18 protein-coding genes are annotated in these 18,812 nt (G+C 71.2%); 10 read left to right on the top strand and 8 right to left on the bottom strand.

What is annotated here, in order from left to right; genetic code table 11:
- Positions 1 to 102: 102 nt before the first annotated feature.
- Positions 103 to 843, bottom strand: a complete 741-nt coding sequence (locus ACIRRU_RS20955; protein WP_403682640.1) for a MerR family transcriptional regulator — start codon at positions 841 to 843, stop codon at positions 103 to 105.
- Positions 844 to 1,098: 255 nt separating this feature from the next.
- Here ACIRRU_RS20955 and ACIRRU_RS20950 point away from each other — a divergent pair, with 255 nt between their 5' ends.
- Complete coding sequence (locus tag ACIRRU_RS20950; RefSeq protein WP_403682637.1) at positions 1,099 to 2,871, top strand: CocE/NonD family hydrolase; 1,773 nt, start codon at positions 1,099 to 1,101, stop codon at positions 2,869 to 2,871.
- 210 nt (positions 2,872 to 3,081) lie between these two features.
- Here the strand turns inward: ACIRRU_RS20950 and ACIRRU_RS20945 are convergent, their stop codons facing one another.
- Together ACIRRU_RS20945 and ACIRRU_RS20940 are read right to left on the bottom strand one after the other, a co-directional pair.
- On the bottom strand, positions 3,082 to 3,519 hold the full coding sequence (locus tag ACIRRU_RS20945; protein ID WP_403682635.1) for a hypothetical protein: 438 nt from the start codon (positions 3,517 to 3,519) through the stop codon (positions 3,082 to 3,084).
- A complete protein-coding gene (locus tag ACIRRU_RS20940; RefSeq protein WP_403682633.1) occupies positions 3,513 to 3,989 on the bottom strand; it encodes an ATP-binding protein in 477 nt (158 codons plus the stop codon). Before ACIRRU_RS20940 ends, ACIRRU_RS20945 begins: the two co-directional genes overlap by 7 nt.
- 207 nt (positions 3,990 to 4,196) lie before the next feature.
- Here ACIRRU_RS20940 and ACIRRU_RS20935 point away from each other — a divergent pair, with 207 nt between their 5' ends.
- From ACIRRU_RS20935 to ACIRRU_RS20920, 4 genes are all read left to right on the top strand, one after another.
- Complete coding sequence (locus ACIRRU_RS20935; protein WP_363200158.1) at positions 4,197 to 5,060, top strand: helix-turn-helix transcriptional regulator; 864 nt, start codon at positions 4,197 to 4,199, stop codon at positions 5,058 to 5,060.
- Positions 5,057 to 5,293, top strand: a complete 237-nt coding sequence (locus ACIRRU_RS20930; protein WP_010058136.1) for a DUF397 domain-containing protein — start codon at positions 5,057 to 5,059, stop codon at positions 5,291 to 5,293. The genes ACIRRU_RS20935 and ACIRRU_RS20930 overlap by 4 nt, the downstream gene beginning before the upstream one ends.
- Before the next feature lie 163 nt (positions 5,294 to 5,456).
- Positions 5,457 to 6,266 (top strand): SAM-dependent methyltransferase, encoded by an 810-nt coding sequence (locus ACIRRU_RS20925; protein ID WP_403682631.1) that lies wholly within the window; start codon positions 5,457 to 5,459, stop codon positions 6,264 to 6,266.
- A gap of 130 nt (positions 6,267 to 6,396) precedes the next feature.
- Entirely contained in the window at positions 6,397 to 6,831 is a 435-nt protein-coding gene (locus ACIRRU_RS20920) for a YchJ family protein (protein ID WP_403682629.1), read from the top strand.
- A gap of 67 nt (positions 6,832 to 6,898) precedes the next feature.
- Here ACIRRU_RS20920 and ACIRRU_RS20915 read toward each other — a convergent pair whose 3' ends face one another.
- The 5 genes from ACIRRU_RS20915 to ACIRRU_RS20895 all read right to left on the bottom strand — a co-directional run bounded on the left by ACIRRU_RS20915 (position 6,899) and on the right by ACIRRU_RS20895 (position 12,233).
- Positions 6,899 to 8,992 (bottom strand): MDR family MFS transporter, encoded by a 2,094-nt coding sequence (locus ACIRRU_RS20915; RefSeq protein WP_403682627.1) that lies wholly within the window; start codon positions 8,990 to 8,992, stop codon positions 6,899 to 6,901.
- Between the two features lie 57 nt (positions 8,993 to 9,049).
- Positions 9,050 to 9,904: a hypothetical protein gene (locus ACIRRU_RS20910; protein ID WP_403682625.1), complete on the bottom strand. Its 855-nt coding sequence runs from the start codon at positions 9,902 to 9,904 to the stop codon at positions 9,050 to 9,052.
- A 72-nt stretch (positions 9,905 to 9,976) separates the two neighbouring features.
- Complete coding sequence (locus ACIRRU_RS20905) at positions 9,977 to 10,147, bottom strand: hypothetical protein (RefSeq protein WP_363200282.1); 171 nt, start codon at positions 10,145 to 10,147, stop codon at positions 9,977 to 9,979.
- Between the two features lie 388 nt (positions 10,148 to 10,535).
- Positions 10,536 to 10,799, bottom strand: coding sequence for a hypothetical protein (locus ACIRRU_RS20900; RefSeq protein ID WP_363200153.1), 264 nt, complete (start codon positions 10,797 to 10,799; stop codon positions 10,536 to 10,538).
- Between the two features lie 147 nt (positions 10,800 to 10,946).
- The gene (locus ACIRRU_RS20895) at positions 10,947 to 12,233 is read right to left on the bottom strand and encodes a helix-turn-helix domain-containing protein (RefSeq protein ID WP_403682623.1); all 1,287 of its coding nucleotides are present in this window, start codon (positions 12,231 to 12,233) and stop codon (positions 10,947 to 10,949) included.
- Positions 12,234 to 12,883: 650 nt separating this feature from the next.
- Here ACIRRU_RS20895 and ACIRRU_RS20890 point away from each other — a divergent pair.
- From ACIRRU_RS20890 to ACIRRU_RS20870, 5 genes are all read left to right on the top strand, one after another.
- A complete protein-coding gene (locus ACIRRU_RS20890; protein ID WP_403682621.1) occupies positions 12,884 to 13,816 on the top strand; it encodes a hypothetical protein in 933 nt (310 codons plus the stop codon).
- Between the two features lie 305 nt (positions 13,817 to 14,121).
- The gene (locus tag ACIRRU_RS20885; protein WP_363200150.1) at positions 14,122 to 14,778 is read left to right on the top strand and encodes a hypothetical protein; all 657 of its coding nucleotides are present in this window, start codon (positions 14,122 to 14,124) and stop codon (positions 14,776 to 14,778) included.
- A 330-nt stretch (positions 14,779 to 15,108) separates the two neighbouring features.
- Positions 15,109 to 16,611 (top strand): DUF6801 domain-containing protein, encoded by a 1,503-nt coding sequence (locus ACIRRU_RS20880; protein WP_403682618.1) that lies wholly within the window; start codon positions 15,109 to 15,111, stop codon positions 16,609 to 16,611.
- A gap of 330 nt (positions 16,612 to 16,941) precedes the next feature.
- Complete coding sequence (locus ACIRRU_RS20875) at positions 16,942 to 17,928, top strand: ABC transporter ATP-binding protein (RefSeq protein ID WP_403682615.1); 987 nt, start codon at positions 16,942 to 16,944, stop codon at positions 17,926 to 17,928.
- Positions 17,925 to 18,812 carry an MlaE family ABC transporter permease gene (locus ACIRRU_RS20870; protein WP_403682612.1) on the top strand — a complete coding sequence of 296 codons (888 nt, stop codon included), beginning with the start codon at positions 17,925 to 17,927 and terminating at the stop codon, positions 18,810 to 18,812. The genes ACIRRU_RS20875 and ACIRRU_RS20870 overlap by 4 nt, the downstream gene beginning before the upstream one ends.

Here is an 18,812-nt window from a genome sequence, read left to right as displayed (position 1 = left end):
CACTCCGCCGCCGCCGGGGCGGGGCGCCGCCGATGACGGCCCACCTTCTCTTCGAGCGGTTCGACGGGCTTCTCACCACCCTGACCGTCCCGCACGCGGAGCTCACCCCGGGGATCTCCGCTCGGCCAGGAGTGCGCCGAGGCGCCCCATCACGTCGACCTGTGCGGGGTTGTACAGCTGGGTGAGAGCTTCCCCTACGGCACGGGAAGCCTGGCGAGCGCCCTTGGGGGCCTCGGAAAGGAGGGGGTGCAGCCCGGAGTGGCGGACGCGTAGGGCATGGACATAGGGGACGAGGCGTTCGGCCAGGGCCTGGCGGGTCTCCTCGTCGGCGTCGGCAGGGAGGTCGTTGAGCTCCAGCGCCACCGGATCAGGACGCTGATCGAGGAGATCGGCGTACGCGCTGAGCGCGTCGGTCCCGAGGACCGTGTCCATGACGGTGAGGAAGCGGCGGTCGGCCTCGGGCACGTCGCTCCTGTCGTCGACCGCCGCGAAACGGAGCGGGACATCACTCCGGCCCTTGTGGCGCAGCAGGGCACCGACCTCGGCGCGCGCCTGCCGCAGCCGCTCGATGGTGGCCTCCAGCTCGGCGTCGAGTGCCTGCAGGTCGGTGAGGTCCTCGCGGGAGTCCCTGCCGTCGCGCATGCCGTCGATCTGGGTCAGGGAGAATCCCAGGGCGACCAGCCGCTTGATGCGCAGCAGCCGGACCAGGTGGTCGACACCGTACTGCTTGTAACCGTTGGAACGCCGGTCGGGCTCGTCGAGCAGCCCGATGTCGTGGTAGTGCCGGACCGCCCGCAGGCTCGTGCCGGCCAGTTCGGCTATCTCCCGCGTGCTCCACGGCATGGGTCCCCTCCTCAAGGGTGTGCCTCTTCCCGGGTTCTGCGCCTCCTGGACATTGAAGACCATGACGCGACGGCACAGTCGCGCAGGCGCCCTCAAAGCGGCCGCGCCCGCCGGAACACCGGTTCTCGCGGCTGTGCCGCAACGTCACATGTTTTCGCTGTTCGCGACGCGGTAGACGAGCAACAACTCCGCACCGGTCCTTGGCACTCAGCTCCGACCGTCCGCGGACCGTGCCAACACCCCGCAGGAGATCTGATGAGGAAACTGTCGTCTTCGACCCGCACCGCCCTGGCCGCCGTGCTCGCTCTCACCGTCACGGGGACGCTGGTCACCGTCGCCGTCGCCACGTCCAAGGACGACCTCACGAGCACGGGCGGCAGCCGGACCGCGGCGGTCGCCACGGACCAGCGCTCCGTGACCCATGACGAGAACAAGCGGGTCCCCAAGGGCTCACGCTGGACCCAGCACTACTTCCCCTCGGCGGACAAGTCGAAGACGGAACTGCACGCGGACGTGCTCCTGCCGGAGAAGCTGCCGAAGGGGAAGAAGCTGCCGGTCATCCTCATGGTGAGCTCCTACTTCGGGCACGCGGGTGAGCTCAAGGACGAGCGCCAACCGCACACGGGGCCCTCCGACCGCTTCGCGGACCTCTTCGAGGGCGCCGACCTGTTCCGGCAGGGATACGCCGTGGTCATGGTGGACTCGCGCGGCTTCGGCGGCTCCAGCGGGTGCTTCGACTACGGCGGCCTCGGTGAGCTGGCCGACGTGTCGGCCGCCATCGACTGGAGCGCCGGACAGCCCTGGTCCACCGGCGCGGTCGGGATGTACGGCAAGTCCTTCGACGCCTGGACGGGACTGCTGGGCAACAACGCGAAGAAGAAGGCGCTCAAGGCGGTCGTCGCGCAGGAGCCCATCTGGGACCTCTACCAGCACTCCCACTCCAACGGGGTCACCCGGTCCAACGGCATCATCGCCCCGAGCACCTACAACGAGATAGCCAACATCACCCCGCTTCCCGACGACGACAAGCGCTACCGGAAGAACGCGACGTACGAGCTGAAGCACCCGGAGTGCGCCGCCACACCGGTCCTCGCGGGCACGGTGGACCCCGGCGACCCGTTCTGGACGCAGCGCGACGCGGTGGCCGGAGCCAAGGGCACCGACACCCCGCTGCTGTTCACCCAGGGGCTCACCGAGAACAACACCAAGCCGCTCGGCATGGAGGAGTACCTCGCCAACCACCGCGGCGTCGAGCGCGGCTGGATCGGCCCCTGGGACCACGTACGCGGCAACGAGCGCGGAGCGGACGGCAAACTGGCGATGGGCCGTGAGGGATGGCTGAAGGAGACCATGGCCTTCTTCGACGAACACCTCAAGGGCCAGAAGCCCGCCAAGCCGCTGCCGAACTACGTCATCCAGGACAACTCCGGAAAGTGGCGGGAGGAGAAGGCCTGGCCCAGCACCGTCACCACCCCCACCCTCGCCCTGAAGGGCGGGCGGTACACCGACATCGGCTCGGGCTCCGACCCGAAGCGGGACGCCGAGCGGGCCGCCCGTCTCGGCGCCCCCAGCTTCCTCGTCCGGTCCGAGCCCGTCGCCCGGGACGTCCGGGTGTCCGGCGCCCCCTCGCTCACCATGACCGCCTCCGGGACGGGCAACGTCATGGTGAGGCTGTACGACGTGGCGGCCGACGGCACCGGGGTCGCCTTCAACGAGCAGGTCGCCCGCGTGGAGGGGAAGCGGCTGAAGCTCGACCTGAAGTCCTCCGACTGGACCCTGAAGAAGGGGCACCAACTGGCCGTGCAGTTCGGCACCGTCAACGCGCCGAACTGGATCGACAGCCCCTCCGAGCAGAAGATCTCGGTCAAGGACGCGAAGCTGTCCCTGCCGCTGGCCGACCCGTCGAAGGACCGCGGGACCCAGGGTGACCCGGCACCGTTCCTCGCTCAGTACGTGAAGATCAACACGGCCGAGCTGAAGAAGACCCCGGCCACCTTCTCCCTGCCCGCCGTGGGCAGCGGGGGGTGACGCCGCGCCCGGTTCCGGCGCGCCGCCCGCGAGGTGCGGTACGTCGGAACCGGGAGGGGGCCGCTCGGCGAACAGCGCGGGCGAGCCTCGCGGTCCCGTCCCGGACCGCCTCCCGGCCCGCGCACACCCGTGACCGGTGGTCCGCGCGGGCCGGGACCGGTGGTGTCCACGGGGCGGGGAAGGGTGTCCTACGGGGCCGAGACGGGTGTCCTACGGGGCGGATACCGCCGTCGGCGCGGGCGCGTCGGCCCAGCTCGGCACCACGCCGGTGACCTGGCAGACCATCAGGAAGAGCGGGATCGGCGGGGTGTACGGGGTGAGCGCGTCCGGCGCGTGGATCAGCCGGGGCCGGCCTACGGGGACATCGGCGCCCCGCGCGTAGGTGATCTGCTCGGGCCAGTCCAGGTCGAGGTCCGAGCCCGCCGGGACGATCCACCACCAGCGGTCGGCGTCGGCGAACACACAGCCGGTGCGCGGCAGATGCGACATGAGCCGGAAACCGTGCCGGGCCGGGACGCCCACCGCGTCGCAGCCCAGGCTGGCCGACATCGACGCGGGCAGTGCCAGCCGCAGACGGGCGCCACGGGGCGCTTCGGGGGTCCGGTCCCGGTGGGCACCACGCAGCCGGGACAGCGCGTTCCTCAGCACGGGGGCTCCGTGGAACAGGGCTGATCCGTGCCGTGCGGAAGCTCCGCCCACACGATGCGTCCGCAGGAGTCCCCCGCCTCGTCGGACCCCCAGGACTCGCTCAGCGCGTCGACGAGGAACAGGCCGCGGCCGTGCTCGTCGTCGGAGGAGCGGCGCAGCCGGGGTCCCTCGGGCTGGTGGCCCTGGTCCTGCACGGCTATCCGCAGCGATCTGCCCAGACAGCGCAGCTCACAGACCACCCGGGCGCTCGCCGTGTGCACCACCGCGTTGGTGACCAGCTCGGAGACGAGGAGGACGGCCGCGTCCCGGGCGTCGCCCGCCAGCTTCCAGGCGTCCAGCCGGGCCAGGGTCAGCCTCCGCGCCCCGGCCACCGACTCGGGGCGCGCGGGCAGCGCGAAGCAGTAACGGAGCGCCTCCGTACCGGGGCTGAGGTCCAGGAGCCGGGGGATGAGCGCACTGCCAGGGGCCACGACCGATTCCTCACAGTGGGGGCTGCGTCACGCCTCGTTCCCCCCTGGAAAAGGGGCGGACATGACCGAGCGAACTGGTTCGGACCGTAACTCTCCTCCTGACGACGACACTTGGCAAGAGGCACTCTGAAATTTCCAGAGTGACTGTGTCGTCGGGGGCGCACGCATGGCACACTGCTCGCAAAACAGCGCATGGGGAGGTCTGAAGTGAGCGAACCGCGGTCCGCCCCGACCGTGGGCCAGGTCGTTCTCGGCAAGCGCCTGCAAGATCTGCGCGAGCGCACCGGGCTGGCACGTGACCAGGCGGCGAAGGTGCTCCGCGTCGCCCCCGCGACCATACGCCGGATGGAGACGGCCGAGGTCGCGCTCAAGATCCCCTACGTCCAGCTGCTGCTGAAGGCGTACGGCGTCCCCGACCCGGAGGCCGAGGCCTTCGTGGAACTGGCGGAGGAGGCCAACAAGCCCGGCTGGTGGCAGCGCTTCCACGACGTCCTGCCCGACTGGTTCAGCATGTACGTCAGTCTGGAGGGCGCCGCGAGCCTGCTGCGCACGTACGAGCCGCACTTCGTCCCCGGGCTGCTCCAGACCGAGGACTACGCGCGTTCCGTGATGCGTACCGGCGCGGTCGGCCAGACCAGACCGGCGGACATCGAGCGCCATGTGGCCCTGCGGATGGAACGGCAGTCCCTGCTGGCCAAGGACGACGCGCCCAAGCTCTGGGTGATCATGGACGAGACGGTCCTGCGGAGACCGGTCGGCGGACCCGAGACGATGCGCGCGCAGATCGACAAGCTGCTCGAAGCCACCGAGCTGCCCCATGTGACCTTGCAGATGGCGGAGTTCGCGACGGGCCACCACCCGGGAACCTACGGCCCCTTCGTCCTCTTCCGGTTCGCCGTGCCGGAACTCCCCGACATGGTCTACAGCGAGTACCTCACCGGTGCCGTCTACTTCGACGCCCGGCCCGAGGTCGCCTCCTACCTGGAGGTCATGGACCGCATGGCGGCGCAGGCCGCAACCGCACAACGCACGAAGGAAATCCTCCGGGGCTTCCGCAAGGAGCTGTCATGAACCACATATACAACGGGATGCCCGCGGGCGATCTCGGCTCCGAGGGCTGGTACAAACCGTGGAGCGGCGGCAACGGCGGCAACTGCATCGAGGCGATGAAGCTCGCGGACGGCCGGGTCGCCGTCCGCCAGTCCGCCGACCCGGACGGCCCCGCACTCATCTACTCCAACGGCGAGATCGCGGCGTTCATCCAGGGCGCCAAGGCGGGCCAGGCGGACTTCCTTCTCACCTGACACCCCGCCACCTATCCTGTCGGAGCGCCGAAGCACCCGCCCTCTGGGAGCACTTGGGCACCCCGCCACCCCGGCCCGCTTCCTCGTCCGATCCCCCCATCCCCTCCGATCCCCCCATCCCCTCCGATCCTCGACCCACGGACCCCTACCCACGGAGCGCGACATGGCCGGGCAAGAACCCCAGTCCATCGAGATCGACACCAGCAAGCCCCATCCGGCACGGATGTACGACTGGTTCCTCGGCGGCAAGGACAACTACCCGGTCGACGAACAGATGGCGCGGGAGCTGCTGAAGCTGGACGCCCGCGGCCGCGACATGGCCCGGGTCAACCGGGCGTTCATGCACCGGGCCACCCGCTGGCTCGCCGATCAGGGCGTACGCCAGTTCCTGGACATCGGCACCGGCATACCCACCGAGCCGAACCTGCACCAGATCGCCCAGCGGACCGCGCCGGACGCCCGCGTCGTCTACTGCGACAACGACCCGATCGTCCTCGCCCACGCGGCGGCCCTGCTGCGCTCCGCCCCCGAGGGCGCCACCGAGTACGTCCAGGCGGACGCCCGCAAGCCGGAGAGCATCCTGGCCGAGGCGGGCAGGATTCTGGACTTCGGCCGGCCGATCGCCCTGTCCCTGCTGGCCCTGCTGCACTTCATCGACGACGAGGACGGCGCGGCCGACCTGGTCGACAAACTCGTCGAACAGCTCCCCTCCGGGAGCTATCTCGTGCTCTCGCACACCACCGGTGACTTCGACCCCGAGGGCGCCGCGCAGGCCCGCGCCATGTACCAGCGGCGCGGCATGACCCTGCGCCCCCGCTCCCGCGCCGAACTGGCCGCCTTCTTCGACGGCCTCGAACTGGTCGAGCCCGGAGTGACCCTCTCCGCCGACTGGCACCCCGAACTCGGCGAGGTCATCGACGTCCCCGGCGACCAGCCGATCCCGGGTTACGCGGGCGTCGCCCGCAAGGCCTGAGCCCCACCGCACCGCCGGGTCCCGGCCCGTCGCACGCCCACCTCGCCCCGTCGCACCGTCCGTCCCGCACCCGTAGCTCCGTACGGGGGCGGAGCGGACGCGGCACCGGGCCCCGCGTCACAATGGACCCATGTCACGACGCACCTCCCGGCCCCGGCCGGCCGCCGCCCCGCGGATCACCCCGGCCGCCCCCTGCCCCTGCGGGCTGCCCGCGACCTACGGGGACTGCTGCGGACGCTTCCACTCCGGCGGTGCGGCCGCCCCGACCTGCGAAGCCCTCATGCGCTCGCGGTACGCGGCCTTCGTCGTCCAGGACGCGGCGTACCTCCTGCGCACCTGGCACCCCGGGACCCGGCCGCCGGGCGTCGACTTCGACCCCGCGATGCGCTGGACCGGACTGGAGATCCTGGACACCACCGAGGGCAGCGCCTTCCACACCACCGGAACCGTCACCTTCCGCGCCCACTACACCGACGACGGCCGCCCCGACTCGCTCCACGAGCAGAGCCGCTTCGCCCGCCACGAGGGAACCTGGGTCTACGCGACGGCCGTCTTCGTCGAATGACCTGACCTGACGTGGCCTGTCCCGACCTGGTCCTCGCCTGACGTGGCCGGGTCCGGGACCCGGCGGTTCAGGCCGGGGCCCCCACCCGGGTCGAGCCGCCGGGGCCCGGGGCGGGGGACAGCTCCTGCGCCAGGTCCTCCGCCAGCAGGCGCTTGGCGATCGTGTCGACCGTGGCCCGCAGAAGCCGGTCGTCCGGGCGGGCGCCGTCCTCCGCCAGGCGGTCGTTGAGCCAGCGGCCCCAGGCGTCCGAGATCACCGCCGCCTCCCGGCGGCCCGCCGCCGTGTGGGAGAAGAGCCGCCCGTCGCCCGTCAGATAGCCCTCCTCGATCATCCGGTCGAAGACCGGCACCAGGACCTCCGGCGGAATCCGGTGCCGGGCCGCGATCAGCCCCAGCCCCGCGTGGCCGACCATCCGGGTGAACAGGTCCACCTGCATCACCGCCCAGGCCCCCGCCATGTCCAGGCGGGTGTCGGAGTCGAAGGTGATCCGGCGGGCCGTCTCCGGACCGGCGCGGTGCAGGATCTTCGCGACGGAGACCTCCAGCAGTCTCTCCGAGTCGCCGCTGCCCGGCCGGGCGAAGCCGTCACCCATGTCCGTCGAGGCGAGCCGCGCCGAGTCCCGCAGCTTCACCTCCTTCAGGAACAGCGCGACGACGAAGCCGAGCAGCGCCACCGGGACCGTCCACAGGAACACCGTGTGCAGGGTCTGCGCGTACGCCTGCGCCAGCGGCTCCGCCTGGGCGGCGGGCAGCGCGTGCAGCGCCTGCGGGCTCTGCGAGGCGCGGACCAGCGCCGCCGGGTCACCGCCCGCAGCGGTCGCCCGCGCGACGCCTTCGCCGAGATTGGGCTTCAGCGCGTTGGCGTAGATCGTGCCGAACACCGCCGTGCCGAACGCGCTGCCGAGCGTACGGAAGAACGTCACGCCCGAGGTCGCCGTGCCCAGGTCCGCGTAGTCGACGGTGTTCTGCACGGCGATCGTCAGCACCTGCATGGCCAGCCCGATACCGAGCCCCAGGACCACCATGTACAGGGACTCCAGCCACACCCCGGTCCCCGGCCCCATCCGGGAGAGCAGGAACAGCCCGGCCGCCATGACCAGCGTCCCGACGATGGGGAAGAGGCGGTAGCGGCCGGTCTTGCTGACCACGTTGCCGCTGAAGATCGAGGCGACCAGCAGACCCGCGACCAGGGGCAGGGTCCGGACGCCGGAGAGCGTTGCCGAGTCCCCGTCCACGTACTGGAGGTAGGTGGGAAGGAAGACCATCGAGCCGAGCATGGCGAAACCCACGATGAAGCTGAGGACCGAGCAGACCGTGAACACCGGGTTCCGGAACAGCCGCATCGGCAGCATCGGCTCCTGCGCCCGCCGCTCCACCAGACAGAACAGGGCCAGCGCGATCAGTCCGCCGACGAAGAGGCCGATGATGACGGGCGAGCCCCAGGCGTACTCGTTGCCGCCCCAGCTCGTTGCCAGGATCAGCGCGCTCGCCCCGACGGCGACCAGCGCGATGCCGGCGTAGTCGATGACCGGCCGTCCGGCCGCGCGCACCGACGGGATGTTCCGGGCGGCCGCGATCACCACCGCGATGGCGATCGGCACATTGACGTAGAACGCCCACCGCCAGGTCAGGTGGTCGGTGAACAGCCCGCCGAGGAGCGGTCCGATGACCGTGGAGATACCGAAGACCGCGCCGATCGCGCCCTGGTACTTGCCCCGCTCGCGCAGCGGGATGACATCCGCGATGAGGGCCATCGACGTGACCATGAGCCCGCCCGCGCCGATGCCCTGCATACCGCGCCAGATGATCAGCAGCAGCATGTCCGAGGCGAGACCGCACAGGAACGACCCGGTGATGAAGACGACCGCAGAGACCTGGAAGACCAGCTTCCGGCCGAACAGGTCGCCGAACTTTCCGACCAGGACGGTCGCCACCGTCTCCGCCAGCAGATACGCGGTGACCACCCACGACATGTGCTCGGCGCCGCCCAGGTCCGAGACGATCGTCGGCAGTGCCGTGCCGACGATCGTCTGGTCCAGCGCCGCCAGCAGCATGCCGAGCACGATGGTGGCGAAGACGATGTTGCGCTTGCGCCGGTCGAGGACGGGAGGCGGCGCGGCGGCACTCTGCGCGGCGGGGGCTTGCTCGCTGGCAGTGGTCACGTCTGCACCCTCACACCGCCCCCCGCCGCCCGCATGCGGGGGCAGTCCGGACGGGGGTCAGCCGGTCAGCGAGGTCAGCGACTCCGTCAGCCGCGCCACGAACGCCTCCCGGACGTCCTCGGCCACCCGGTCCAGCGAGAGGTACGGGTTCAGGTCCTCCAGCTCCACGAGCAGCAGCCCGCCCTCAGCCGTACGGCAGGCGTCGACCCGCTGGATGCCGTGGCCGAGGGCGTTCCAGTCGACGAACCGCCGGGCGAACGCCAGATCCTCCGCGCTCGCCGCGTAGGGCTCCAGCACCCACCGACGCTCCGGGTCGGGGGCGTACAGGGCGTACTGGAAGTCGTGGTCGACGAAGTAGAAGGACACCTCGTGGCGGAAGTCCACGCGCGGCTGGACCAGCAGGGAGCCCTCGGCCGCCTCCTCCAGCGCGGTCCGCGCCTCCCCGGCCGTGACGAACCGCAGCCCCACCGAGTCCGCCCCCAGCTTCGGCTTGACCACATACCCCGGTGCCCCGGGCAGCGTCGCCAGCTCCGCCGCCCGGTCCACCGTGGGGATCACGGGGAGACCGGCCCGGCTTAGCTCGACCAGGTACTCCTTGCCCGCCATGTCACCGCGCCCGCCCAGCGGGTTGTACACCACGGTCCCCGCCTCCGCCGCCCGCGCGCGGAACGCGTCGTAGGCCTCCTGGTAGTGCAGCACCGGCCCGCTGTTGCGCACGAGGGCGAGGCCGAAGCGCTCCAGCAGCGCCGCCGCGTCCCGGGGGTGGCACAGGGCCACGTCGAACGTCTCACGCAGCCGGGACGCCAGGAAGATGTCCTCGTCGCAGTAGCGGCGGCCCCGTGCCTCGTACGCGAGGTCGGTGACGAGGAGGAGCGAGGTACGGCGGGGACGTGCGGGGGAGACGGCGGTCACGGGGACTCCGGGGGCGAGGAGGGTACGGGACGCCTCACTGTCCCCGACGGTCTCGCGGGGGGCGCCGCCGGGTCAGTGGGCCGCGGCGCCGCGGACGGCCGCCACCCACTCGACCAGCAGCCGCTCGTACTCCCGCCGGCCTTCCGGCGACACCACACCGCCGTCCGCGACCAGGGCGCGGATCTCGGCGTTCAGGACAACCATCGGGCGGGCAGGGGCCGACTCGGTCGAAGTGGGGGTCATGTGAAGAGGCTAGCGGCCCGTGGGCGGGCCCGCGGCCACCTGTCACGGGCGGCACCCGCCACCGTCCGGCCCGCCCGGCGGCCGAACGGCGGCCGCATCCGCGCCGCGCCGTGGCGTCGCTCCGTCGTCCCGCCCCGTCCGGTCCCGGCGGCCGGAGACCCGTCGCCGCACGTCGGGGGCCCGGAGCGGGGCGGTCGCCGTACCTGGGCGCGGCGGGCGGCCTGCCCGGCGCCGTCCCGGACCACCCCGTCGGAGGGCCGTCGCCCGGACGTCTTCCCGCCGGGGTTGTACGCCGTGGGCGCGACGAGAATCACATGTGCGGACCGTCACCAACCGTGCGCGCGGCCGGTCCGGCACCGGTTCCGGCCGGAGGCCGGGCGCCGTGCGGTCAGAAGGGCGACCCCGGGAGCACCGCGAGGGCGGGGTGGTGCGCGGACAGCACCTTGTTGGCGCGCGCGAGGTCCGACAGGGCCTGCTCGCGGTCGGCCTGGTCCTCGACGCCGAGCCGGGGGCCGCGGAAGCGGCGGACCTCGCGGGCCGCGCAGTCGGCGTCGAACTCCGCCTGGAGGATGTGCGGCGGGATGCACGAACCGATCAGCGCCGCGACCCGGTCCGGGATCGGCACGGGGACGAGGAGGTGCGAGGCGGTCATGGAGCGTTCCCTCTCGGATGGTCGGCCAGGAGGCGGAGCACGGGACCCGTCGCCGGGTGAGCGGCGGGCTCCTCCTTGTCTACGGGACGCGGTTCCGGGTTTCTCCCCGGAGACGTCTCCGTGTCGCAACCGTTTGGGACTGACCGGCTATTTCCCCTTACGCGCCGGTAAGTTGACCTGTCGCGCCGGACGTGATCCAGATCCGGGGAGGGCGAAGGCGGGAGCACCGGCGCCGGCGGCACGGGAGCGCAGCCGCAGTGCGCGGAGCACCGCCTCGGTGGCGAAGCGGCTCTCCGGGTCGACGAGTTGGTCACCGAAAATGGTCTCCAGACTGCGCATCCGGTAACGCACCGTCTGCGGATGGACATCGAGCAGCGCGCCCATCTGGGCCGCCGTCCCCCGGGTGTCGAGCCAGATCCGCAGCGTCTCGACCAGCCGGTCGCGCCGGACGGCGCTGATCCCCGCCACGGCGGCCAGTTCGCGCTGGGCGAGCTGATCGAGCAGGGCGGGGTCGGAGAGCAGCCAGAGGGTGATCAGGTGGTCCTCGCAGCGGATCAGCGGGGCGTCGTCGATCACCCCGGCCTCGACGAGTTCCAGCACCCGGCGGGCCCACCGGACCGAATCGGCGGCCAGGGGGGTGGGAACGGTCAGGCCGACGGCCGCCCGTGCGCCCGCGAGGGACAGCTCCAGCATGGATCTTCGCCCCCCGTCCAGCGGGCCCGGAACCAGCAGGTGGGGCTGCGGGGCGCTGAGGTCGACGAGGACGTCGGGGTCCACGCTGAGCCGGTCCAGCTCCGCCGGGGCCCGGACCGCGACCAGGGTGACCTCCTCGGGAAGCGTCCAGCCGGTCTGCTCGCACAGGTCGGCGATGGCGCTGCGGGGGGCCGGGCGGCCGGAGAGGATCAGGTGCAGGAGGCGTCGGCGCAACGCCTCGCCACGCTCGCCCGACTGGGACTGCGCCTCCAGGAAGCCTTCCCTGGAAAGGGATTCCAGTTCGTCCACGTAGGTGAAGAGGGCGTCGGCGAAGCTCAGCATCAGGGTGGGCGAGAGGTGGTAGCTCTGACCGACCTTCTTGGCCCGCCGCAGCGCCACCCGCGCACCCAGCCGGTACGCCCCCTGAAGGGTGTCCATGGTCCGCCCCTCGTACGCCTCGAACCGTCCGAAGCGGCGGCACATGTCGTCCCGGAGCGTGGTGGGGGAGGACGGCTCGGCCACCAGGTCGACGAAGGCGGAGAGACTCTGCTCCACCCCCACCCGGATGGCCTGCCCGTTCGGCCCGTCGAGCAGCCGGGCGTATTCCGGATAGGCCCGGGTCACCTCGACGCCGATTTCCTTGATGAGGCTCGGCAGTTCCGGCCGCATGATCGCGGCGAATTCCTGGGGGAGCGGCCCCAGCGGGTCTCCGGCATCCAGCGGCTGGATGAGATGTGCCATGTCGCGTCCCCTTGCTCTCGGCGCCCGGTGGCGGGGTGGGACGGTGGGGGGAAAGCGCTCCCGCGAACCGACAGATGCGTACCAAGTCCGCGACGAAGATAGACCAAGGAACTGGGGCTGCACACCACTTCGACAAGATCGCGGTGCAGGGGGCACGCATCTCGGCCGCGGGCGGGGACTTCCGCGCAGGTGGGCCCCACCCGCGCTTTGTGATGGCGTGTTTCGGCCGTCTGGCTGATTCGCTCGCCGACTTCCGGAGGCCGCCGGAGAGACGGCCCCTGCCGTAGGCGATCTGTGACCCGGATGCGCGCGGTGTGCGGACTCCGAGGCGGACCCCTCGCCTATTCGGCCCCCCGATACGCATTCCTTGACAAGGGGATGACGTCCTGTTGCTCATTTCCGGATCAAAAAAGATACCTCGCAAAAGATCTTAGCGAGACGGATTGTGTCGCCCTGTTTCCCGCGAGTAACATCACGCCTCGGTCAATTCGATCGCGAAATGCGCCCGAAATCTGACGCCCCGATCCTCCGCTCCCGGGCCGACATGAGGCCCCGTCACCGCCGACGCCACCGCCGTGAAGGGCACGCGTCGCGGAACCGGACCAATTCCGTGCACAGGCCGCGCCACGGCGGCCGACAGAGGGGACGACATGAGACCCGTTTCCAGGCGAACCCGCGCAGCGATGCTCGGGGCGTTCACGGCCTTCAGCGCTCTGCTCTCCACGGGCTCGGCCGCCGCCGCCCCACAACTGAACGGGGACTGGGCGCCGTTCGACCGCTGCCCGGTCGACGCGCCCGCCATGCTGGCCGCGGACGGCGTCAACGCCATCGCGACCTGCGTCGCCTCCGGTTCCGCCGCCGGATCGATCACCCTGGGCAACACCCGGGTGACCACCGGCACCACCGATCTGCAACTCGGTGTCATCCAGCGCGGCGACGGCACCACCTCCCTGGTGGCTCCGGCGGACGGAGCGCTCACCGCCGACCCGGCCGAGATTCCGGGCGGACTGCTCGGGCTGATGTGCCCCAGCAACATTCCCCTCGTCTCCGCCATCTGCCGTCAGCTGACGGACAATAACCTCAACCGCGTGACGGCCACCATCCAGCCGGCCGGCGCACCCCGCGACTTCCGTATCAACGCCGCTTTCTCCACCGGCGAGCCCATTCTCACCATCCCGGTCCGCATCCACCTCAGGAATCCGTTCCTGGGTGACAAGTGCTTCATCGGCACCTCCGCCGATCCGGTCCTTCTCCGGCCCGCGAATCTCACGGCCCCGAGCCTCTCGCTCCAGCGATTCGCGGCGGACGGCACCCGGGACGACGAAGGCGAGATGGGGCGCTACACCTTCGACGGCGCCGACCAGGGCGACGCCGCTTTCGCGGTGCCGGGGGCAAGCGGTTGCGGGGCCGGACTCCTGGACTGGGCGGTGAATCTCAAGACCGGTCTGCCCTCCGCCGCCGGAAAGAACAGCGTGACGCTCGACGACACCACGACGTACTTCGGCAGCCCCTACGACCCCGCGAGCCTCGCGCCGAACGAGGGCCGGAAGCTGGCGGAATTCTGGCACTCGGCCCGGCGATAGCCCGGCGCCAGCCACGAGGACGGGGCGGGAGGGGAGGAGGGCGCCGGGCCCTCGCGCCTCAGGCGTCCCGCCTCCCGGAACCCGCGCACCCGAGCCCCCGGAACCCGCGCACCCGAGCCCCCGCGATCCCTCGACCAGAGCTCCCGGAGCCCGCTTCCGGCACCTCTTCCCGGCCCCGGCCCGACACAGAGCCCCCACCGGAGCACAGGCACCCCTTTGCTCCGCAACTGTTCCAGCACCGCACCAGCGCCACTCCAGTCATCCTCAGCCGCATCCCCTACGGGATGAGAAAAGGGAGTATCCCCATGTTCAAGCGAACCGGAGTCCTCACCGCCATCGGTGCCGTCGCCGCATCCGTCGTCCTCGCCGCCCCCTCGGCCGTCGCCGCGCCGACCAGCTGGAAGATCACACCGACGGGCAACTTCACCGGCAGCTCCGGCGTGACCGTCCTGACCGACAACAACGGCAACAAGATCCAGTGCGCCTCCTCCGCGGCGTCCGGCTCGGCACCGACGTCCCCGGTCGCCGGCAGCCCGGCCCAGCTCGCGTCCATCTCGGCGATCTCCTTCAACTCGCCGTGCACCGGGCCCTTCAGCTCGACCTGGACGGTGTCCACCACACCCCCCTGGCAGATCTGGGGCCTGGACTACGCGGCGGGCGCGGGCACCAACTCCACCGGCCAGACGACCGGCGAGATCAGAACCATCAAGGCGAAGGTGACCGGCAGCAGCCTCCTGGGCCCCTGCACCTTCGACGTGACCGGCAAGGTCGCCGCCAAGTACAACAACCCGAGCGCCGGGGGCAGCAACGGCACGCTGAACACGGCGGGCGGCGGGCTCACCCTGACCATCGCCAACAAGGTCGGCGGAGGCTGCGGCATCGTCGGCGCCACCGCCAGCTTCCAGGGCCTGTACACCATCGTGAACACCGCCTCGGGGAAGTCCCCGGTGATCAGCGGGTGACCCGTCGGCGCTGACGATCCCCGACCGACCCCGGTGCCCGGCCGGTTCGCCGACGGGCTCCCGGGGTCGGTCGCGTACGCGGTCCCGGACGGGCGGGGCGGGAGATCCGCGCACCGGAGGACAAGTCGCCGACGGCAAATTGTCATCGGCTGCCAAAGTCCTTCCTCCGCACGGGTGTTGGGGATCGTGGCCCTTCCCAGGCGCCCTCAGCCGTGCGTACGGTACCGGTCGTACCGGCGTCCGCCCCCTCCCCGGACCGTCACCGAGAAGCGGCACCGCTCACCGCGTCATCCCGCCCAGGGCACACGTGCGCCGGAAGGACCCATCCGTATGACCGTTGACCTACGTGCCGCGGCCGGACGGCCGATCCACTGGGCCGTGGGCGCGACGCTGCTCGTCGCCACCGCGCTCATCCCGGGCGCCGAGTCCGCGGCGGCCGAACAGACCTCGGAGGTCGGCCTCCGCTACTCCTGCGCCCTGCCCTCCGGGCCCGAGGAGGTGGCGGTCCTCGTCTCGGCGGTGCTGCCCACGTCCGTCCGTACGGGCGAGGAGATCCGGCCCGAACACGTCTCCTTGGACGTGGAGTTGGAGTCGTCCGCACTCACCCGGTTCACCGGACTGGAAGCGGCCACGCTGTCGGCCGCCGCCCGCCTCACCGTACGCGCCGCCGTGGGTGACCGGACCGCCGACGCCTCCTGGCAGGACCTGAACGCCCCCGCGACGGCACTCCCGCAGGAGGGCGGTCTCACGCTGACCGCCACCGGTGACGTGCCGACGGTCTCCTTCGGCACGGCCGGACCGGCCACCCTGACACCGGCGGCTCTCCAGCTCTCCCTGTCCTCGTTCCGCGACGGGGGCGAGCCGACCTCGCCCCCGGGGCTCGACGTCCGGTGTGATCCGCTGCCGGGCGAGGCGCGGGCCCTGGCCACCATCACCGTCACCGGCGATCCGGAGCCGACCGCCCCCGCCCCGTCCCCGGACCCGGCCCCCACCGGGAGCGACCCCACCACACCCCCGAGGCCACACCCTCCGGCCGACGGGCTGCCGCCCACCGCCCGGGAGAAGATCGACGCCCTCACCGAGGAGCGGCGCGCGGCGCTTGCCGACGACGACCCGGGCAGCTGCCCGATCGAGATCCCGCCCGAGCTGGTGATGACCACCGCCGAGACCTACGCCGCCGGTTACGCCAACGCCGTGAAGCTGGACGGGGCGGCGGCGCTGGGGCCCGCGTTCATGAAGGTGGTGCTCAACAAGCGCTACATCAACGACTCCTGCGCCTCGACGGTGGACGTCACCTCCGAGGTGGACTTCGACTACCAGGGGCGGCGTCAACTGCCTCCGGCGAAGGCCACGTTCCTCAGCTTCGGCTTCATGCCGACCACCGCGACGATGACGCTGGAGCAGGTGGGGCCCCCGGCCGCGATCCACACCCACACGGTCACCAACACGCCGACCTACCCGGAGGAGACGACGGTCACCGCCCAGCTCTCCCTGCGGCTCTCCGATGTCGAGGTGAACGGGGTGCCGCTGGACGTCGGACCCGACTGCCGCACGGAACGCCCCTTCGAGCAGGTGCTGCGCGGATACGGCCAGAGCTATCCCCCCGCGGGCTATCTCGTGGCGTACGGCGGAAGTCTGACCGGATACGCGCGCATCCCGCCCTTCGAGGGATGCGGCGTCGGTGAGGACCTCGACCCGGTCTTCACCGCGGCCGTCTCCAGCGTCGGGAGCAAGGCCGACAACTACACGAAGATGACGCAGGCGCCGCTGTGCGTCGCGACCAATCCGGAGGGCCCGGACTGCCCGCCGAGGGCGCCGGATCCCGAACGGTGAAATGACCGGACGAGCCACTGTCGTCCGCAGCGAACGGAGAAAGGGCCCTTCCGTCCCCACCGGGACCGGAAGGGCCCTTCCCTTTTCTCTCGTCGAGCTGCTCGCCGAGCCGGACAACTCATCGTCATTCGACAGGTTTGGCGCCGGAATTACTCACTCGGTAACAAGTGGCGGCCGGTCGTGAAGGAACGTCGAGGAAAATCCGTACGCAGTATTGCGCGGCCAGGTTACCGGACCGTAGCGTCCCTGGCGTGCCGGTCCGCAGCGCCTTCCCGCCGTGCCGGGGAGCCGACGACGACCCCGTCCACCACCACGTTCGAGGGAGGCCCGATGGGAATCGAAGTAGTCGTCGAGGGCCTGACGAAGTCCTTCGGAGAGCAGAACATCTGGCAGGACGTCACTCTCACCCTGCCCGCCGGTGAAGTGAGTGTCATGCTCGGTCCTTCCGGCACCGGAAAGACCGTCTTCCTGAAATCCGTCATCGGACTGCTGAAGCCGGAACAGGGGAGCGTCCTCATCGACGGTGTCGACATGGTGAACAGTCCGGAACGCGACATCATGGAGACCCGGAAACTCTTCGGCCTCATGTTCCAGGACGGGGCGCTCTTCGGCTCGATGTCGCTCTTCGACAACATCGCCTTCCCGCTGCGCGAGCACACCCGGAAGAAGGAGTCCGAGATCCGCCGTATCGTCATGGAGCGGATCGACGTCGTCGGGCTCCTGGGCGCCGAGGAAAAGCTGCCGGGCGAGATATCCGGCGGAATGCGCAAGCGCGCGGGCCTGGCCCGCGCACTGGTCCTGGACCCGCAGATCATCCTCTGCGACGAACCGGACTCCGGCCTCGACCCGGTCCGCACCGCCTACCTCTCGCAGCTGCTCATCGACCTCAACGCCCAGATCGACGCGACGATGCTCATCGTCACCCACAACCTCGACATCGCGGCGACCGTCCCCGACAACATGGGCATGCTGTTCCGCCGCAACCTTGTCACCTTCGGTCCCCGCGAGGTGCTGCTCACCAGCGACACTCCGGTCGTATCGCAGTTCCTCGCCGGGCGCCGCGAAGGCCCCATCGGCATGTCCGAGGAGAAGGACGCCGCGACCCTCGCCGCCGAGCAGCGGCACGGCGCCCTCTCCCCGCACCCCGTGCCCCGCACCGTCGTCGCGCAGCTGGAGCCCTCGCCCGGGATGCCCGCACGCCAGGGGGCGCTGCGCCGCCGCGAGCGGGTCATGTCGATGCTGGGCCAGCTGCCGGAGGCCGCCCGTACGGCGATCCTCGACAGCTACGCCCCGGCGGCGGGAGGGGTGCGCGCGTGACCGCCCCGATGCCGGTGCGGCCGCCCGAGCCGCCGGGAAGACCCTCGTCGGACTCCCCGACCACGGCCGCCTCCGACGGAACCTCCCCGGACAAGGCCCCCGCGCGGCGGCGCCCGTCCCGGCTGCTCGCCCCGCTCCGGGAGAGCGGGAAACTCTTCGCGCTCGCCGCCGCCGTGACCCGGGCCGTCTTCCGCCGGCCGTTCCAGGCGCGGGAGTTCGTGGAGCAGTTCTGGTTCGTCGCGAGCGTCACCATCCTGCCCGCCGCCCTCGTCTCCATCCCGTTCGGCGCGGTCATCGCCCTCCAGGTCGGCTCGCTCACCCAGCAGCTCGGCGCCCAGTCGTTCACCGGCGGCGCCAGCGTCCTCGCCGTGATCCAGCAGGCCAGCCCGATCATCGTGGCGCTGCTCATCTCCGGCGCGGCGGGCAGCGCGATCTGCGCCGACCTCGGCTCCCGCAAGATCCGCGAGGAACTGGACGCGATGGAGGTCATGGGCGTCTCCCCGGTCCAGCGCCTCGTCGTGCCCCGGGTGCTCGCCACGATGCTGGTCGCCGTCCTGCTCAACGGGCTGATCTCGGTGGTCGGCACGCTCGGCGGCTACTTCTTCAACGTCATCATGCAGAACGGCACCCCGGGCGCGTACCTGGCGAGCTTCTCCGCCCTCGCCCAGCTGCCCGACCTGTACATCAGCGAGTTCAAGGCGCTGATCTTCGGCTTCATCGCGGGCATCGTCGCCGCCCACCGCGGCCTCAATCCGCGCGGCGGCCCCAAGGGCGTCGGCGACGCGGTCAACCAGTCCGTCGTCATCACCTTCATGCTGCTGTTCTTCGTCAACATGGTCCTCACGGCGATCTACCTCCAGATCGTCCCCGCGAAGGGGAGCTGA

It is taken from the genome of Streptomyces sp. NPDC101181, assembly GCF_044767975.1.
Classification (GTDB): Bacteria; Actinomycetota; Actinomycetes; order Streptomycetales; family Streptomycetaceae; genus Streptomyces.
The sequence above is the reverse complement of the archived record's forward strand: the minus strand, read 5'-3'. Positions and strand labels throughout refer to the sequence as shown.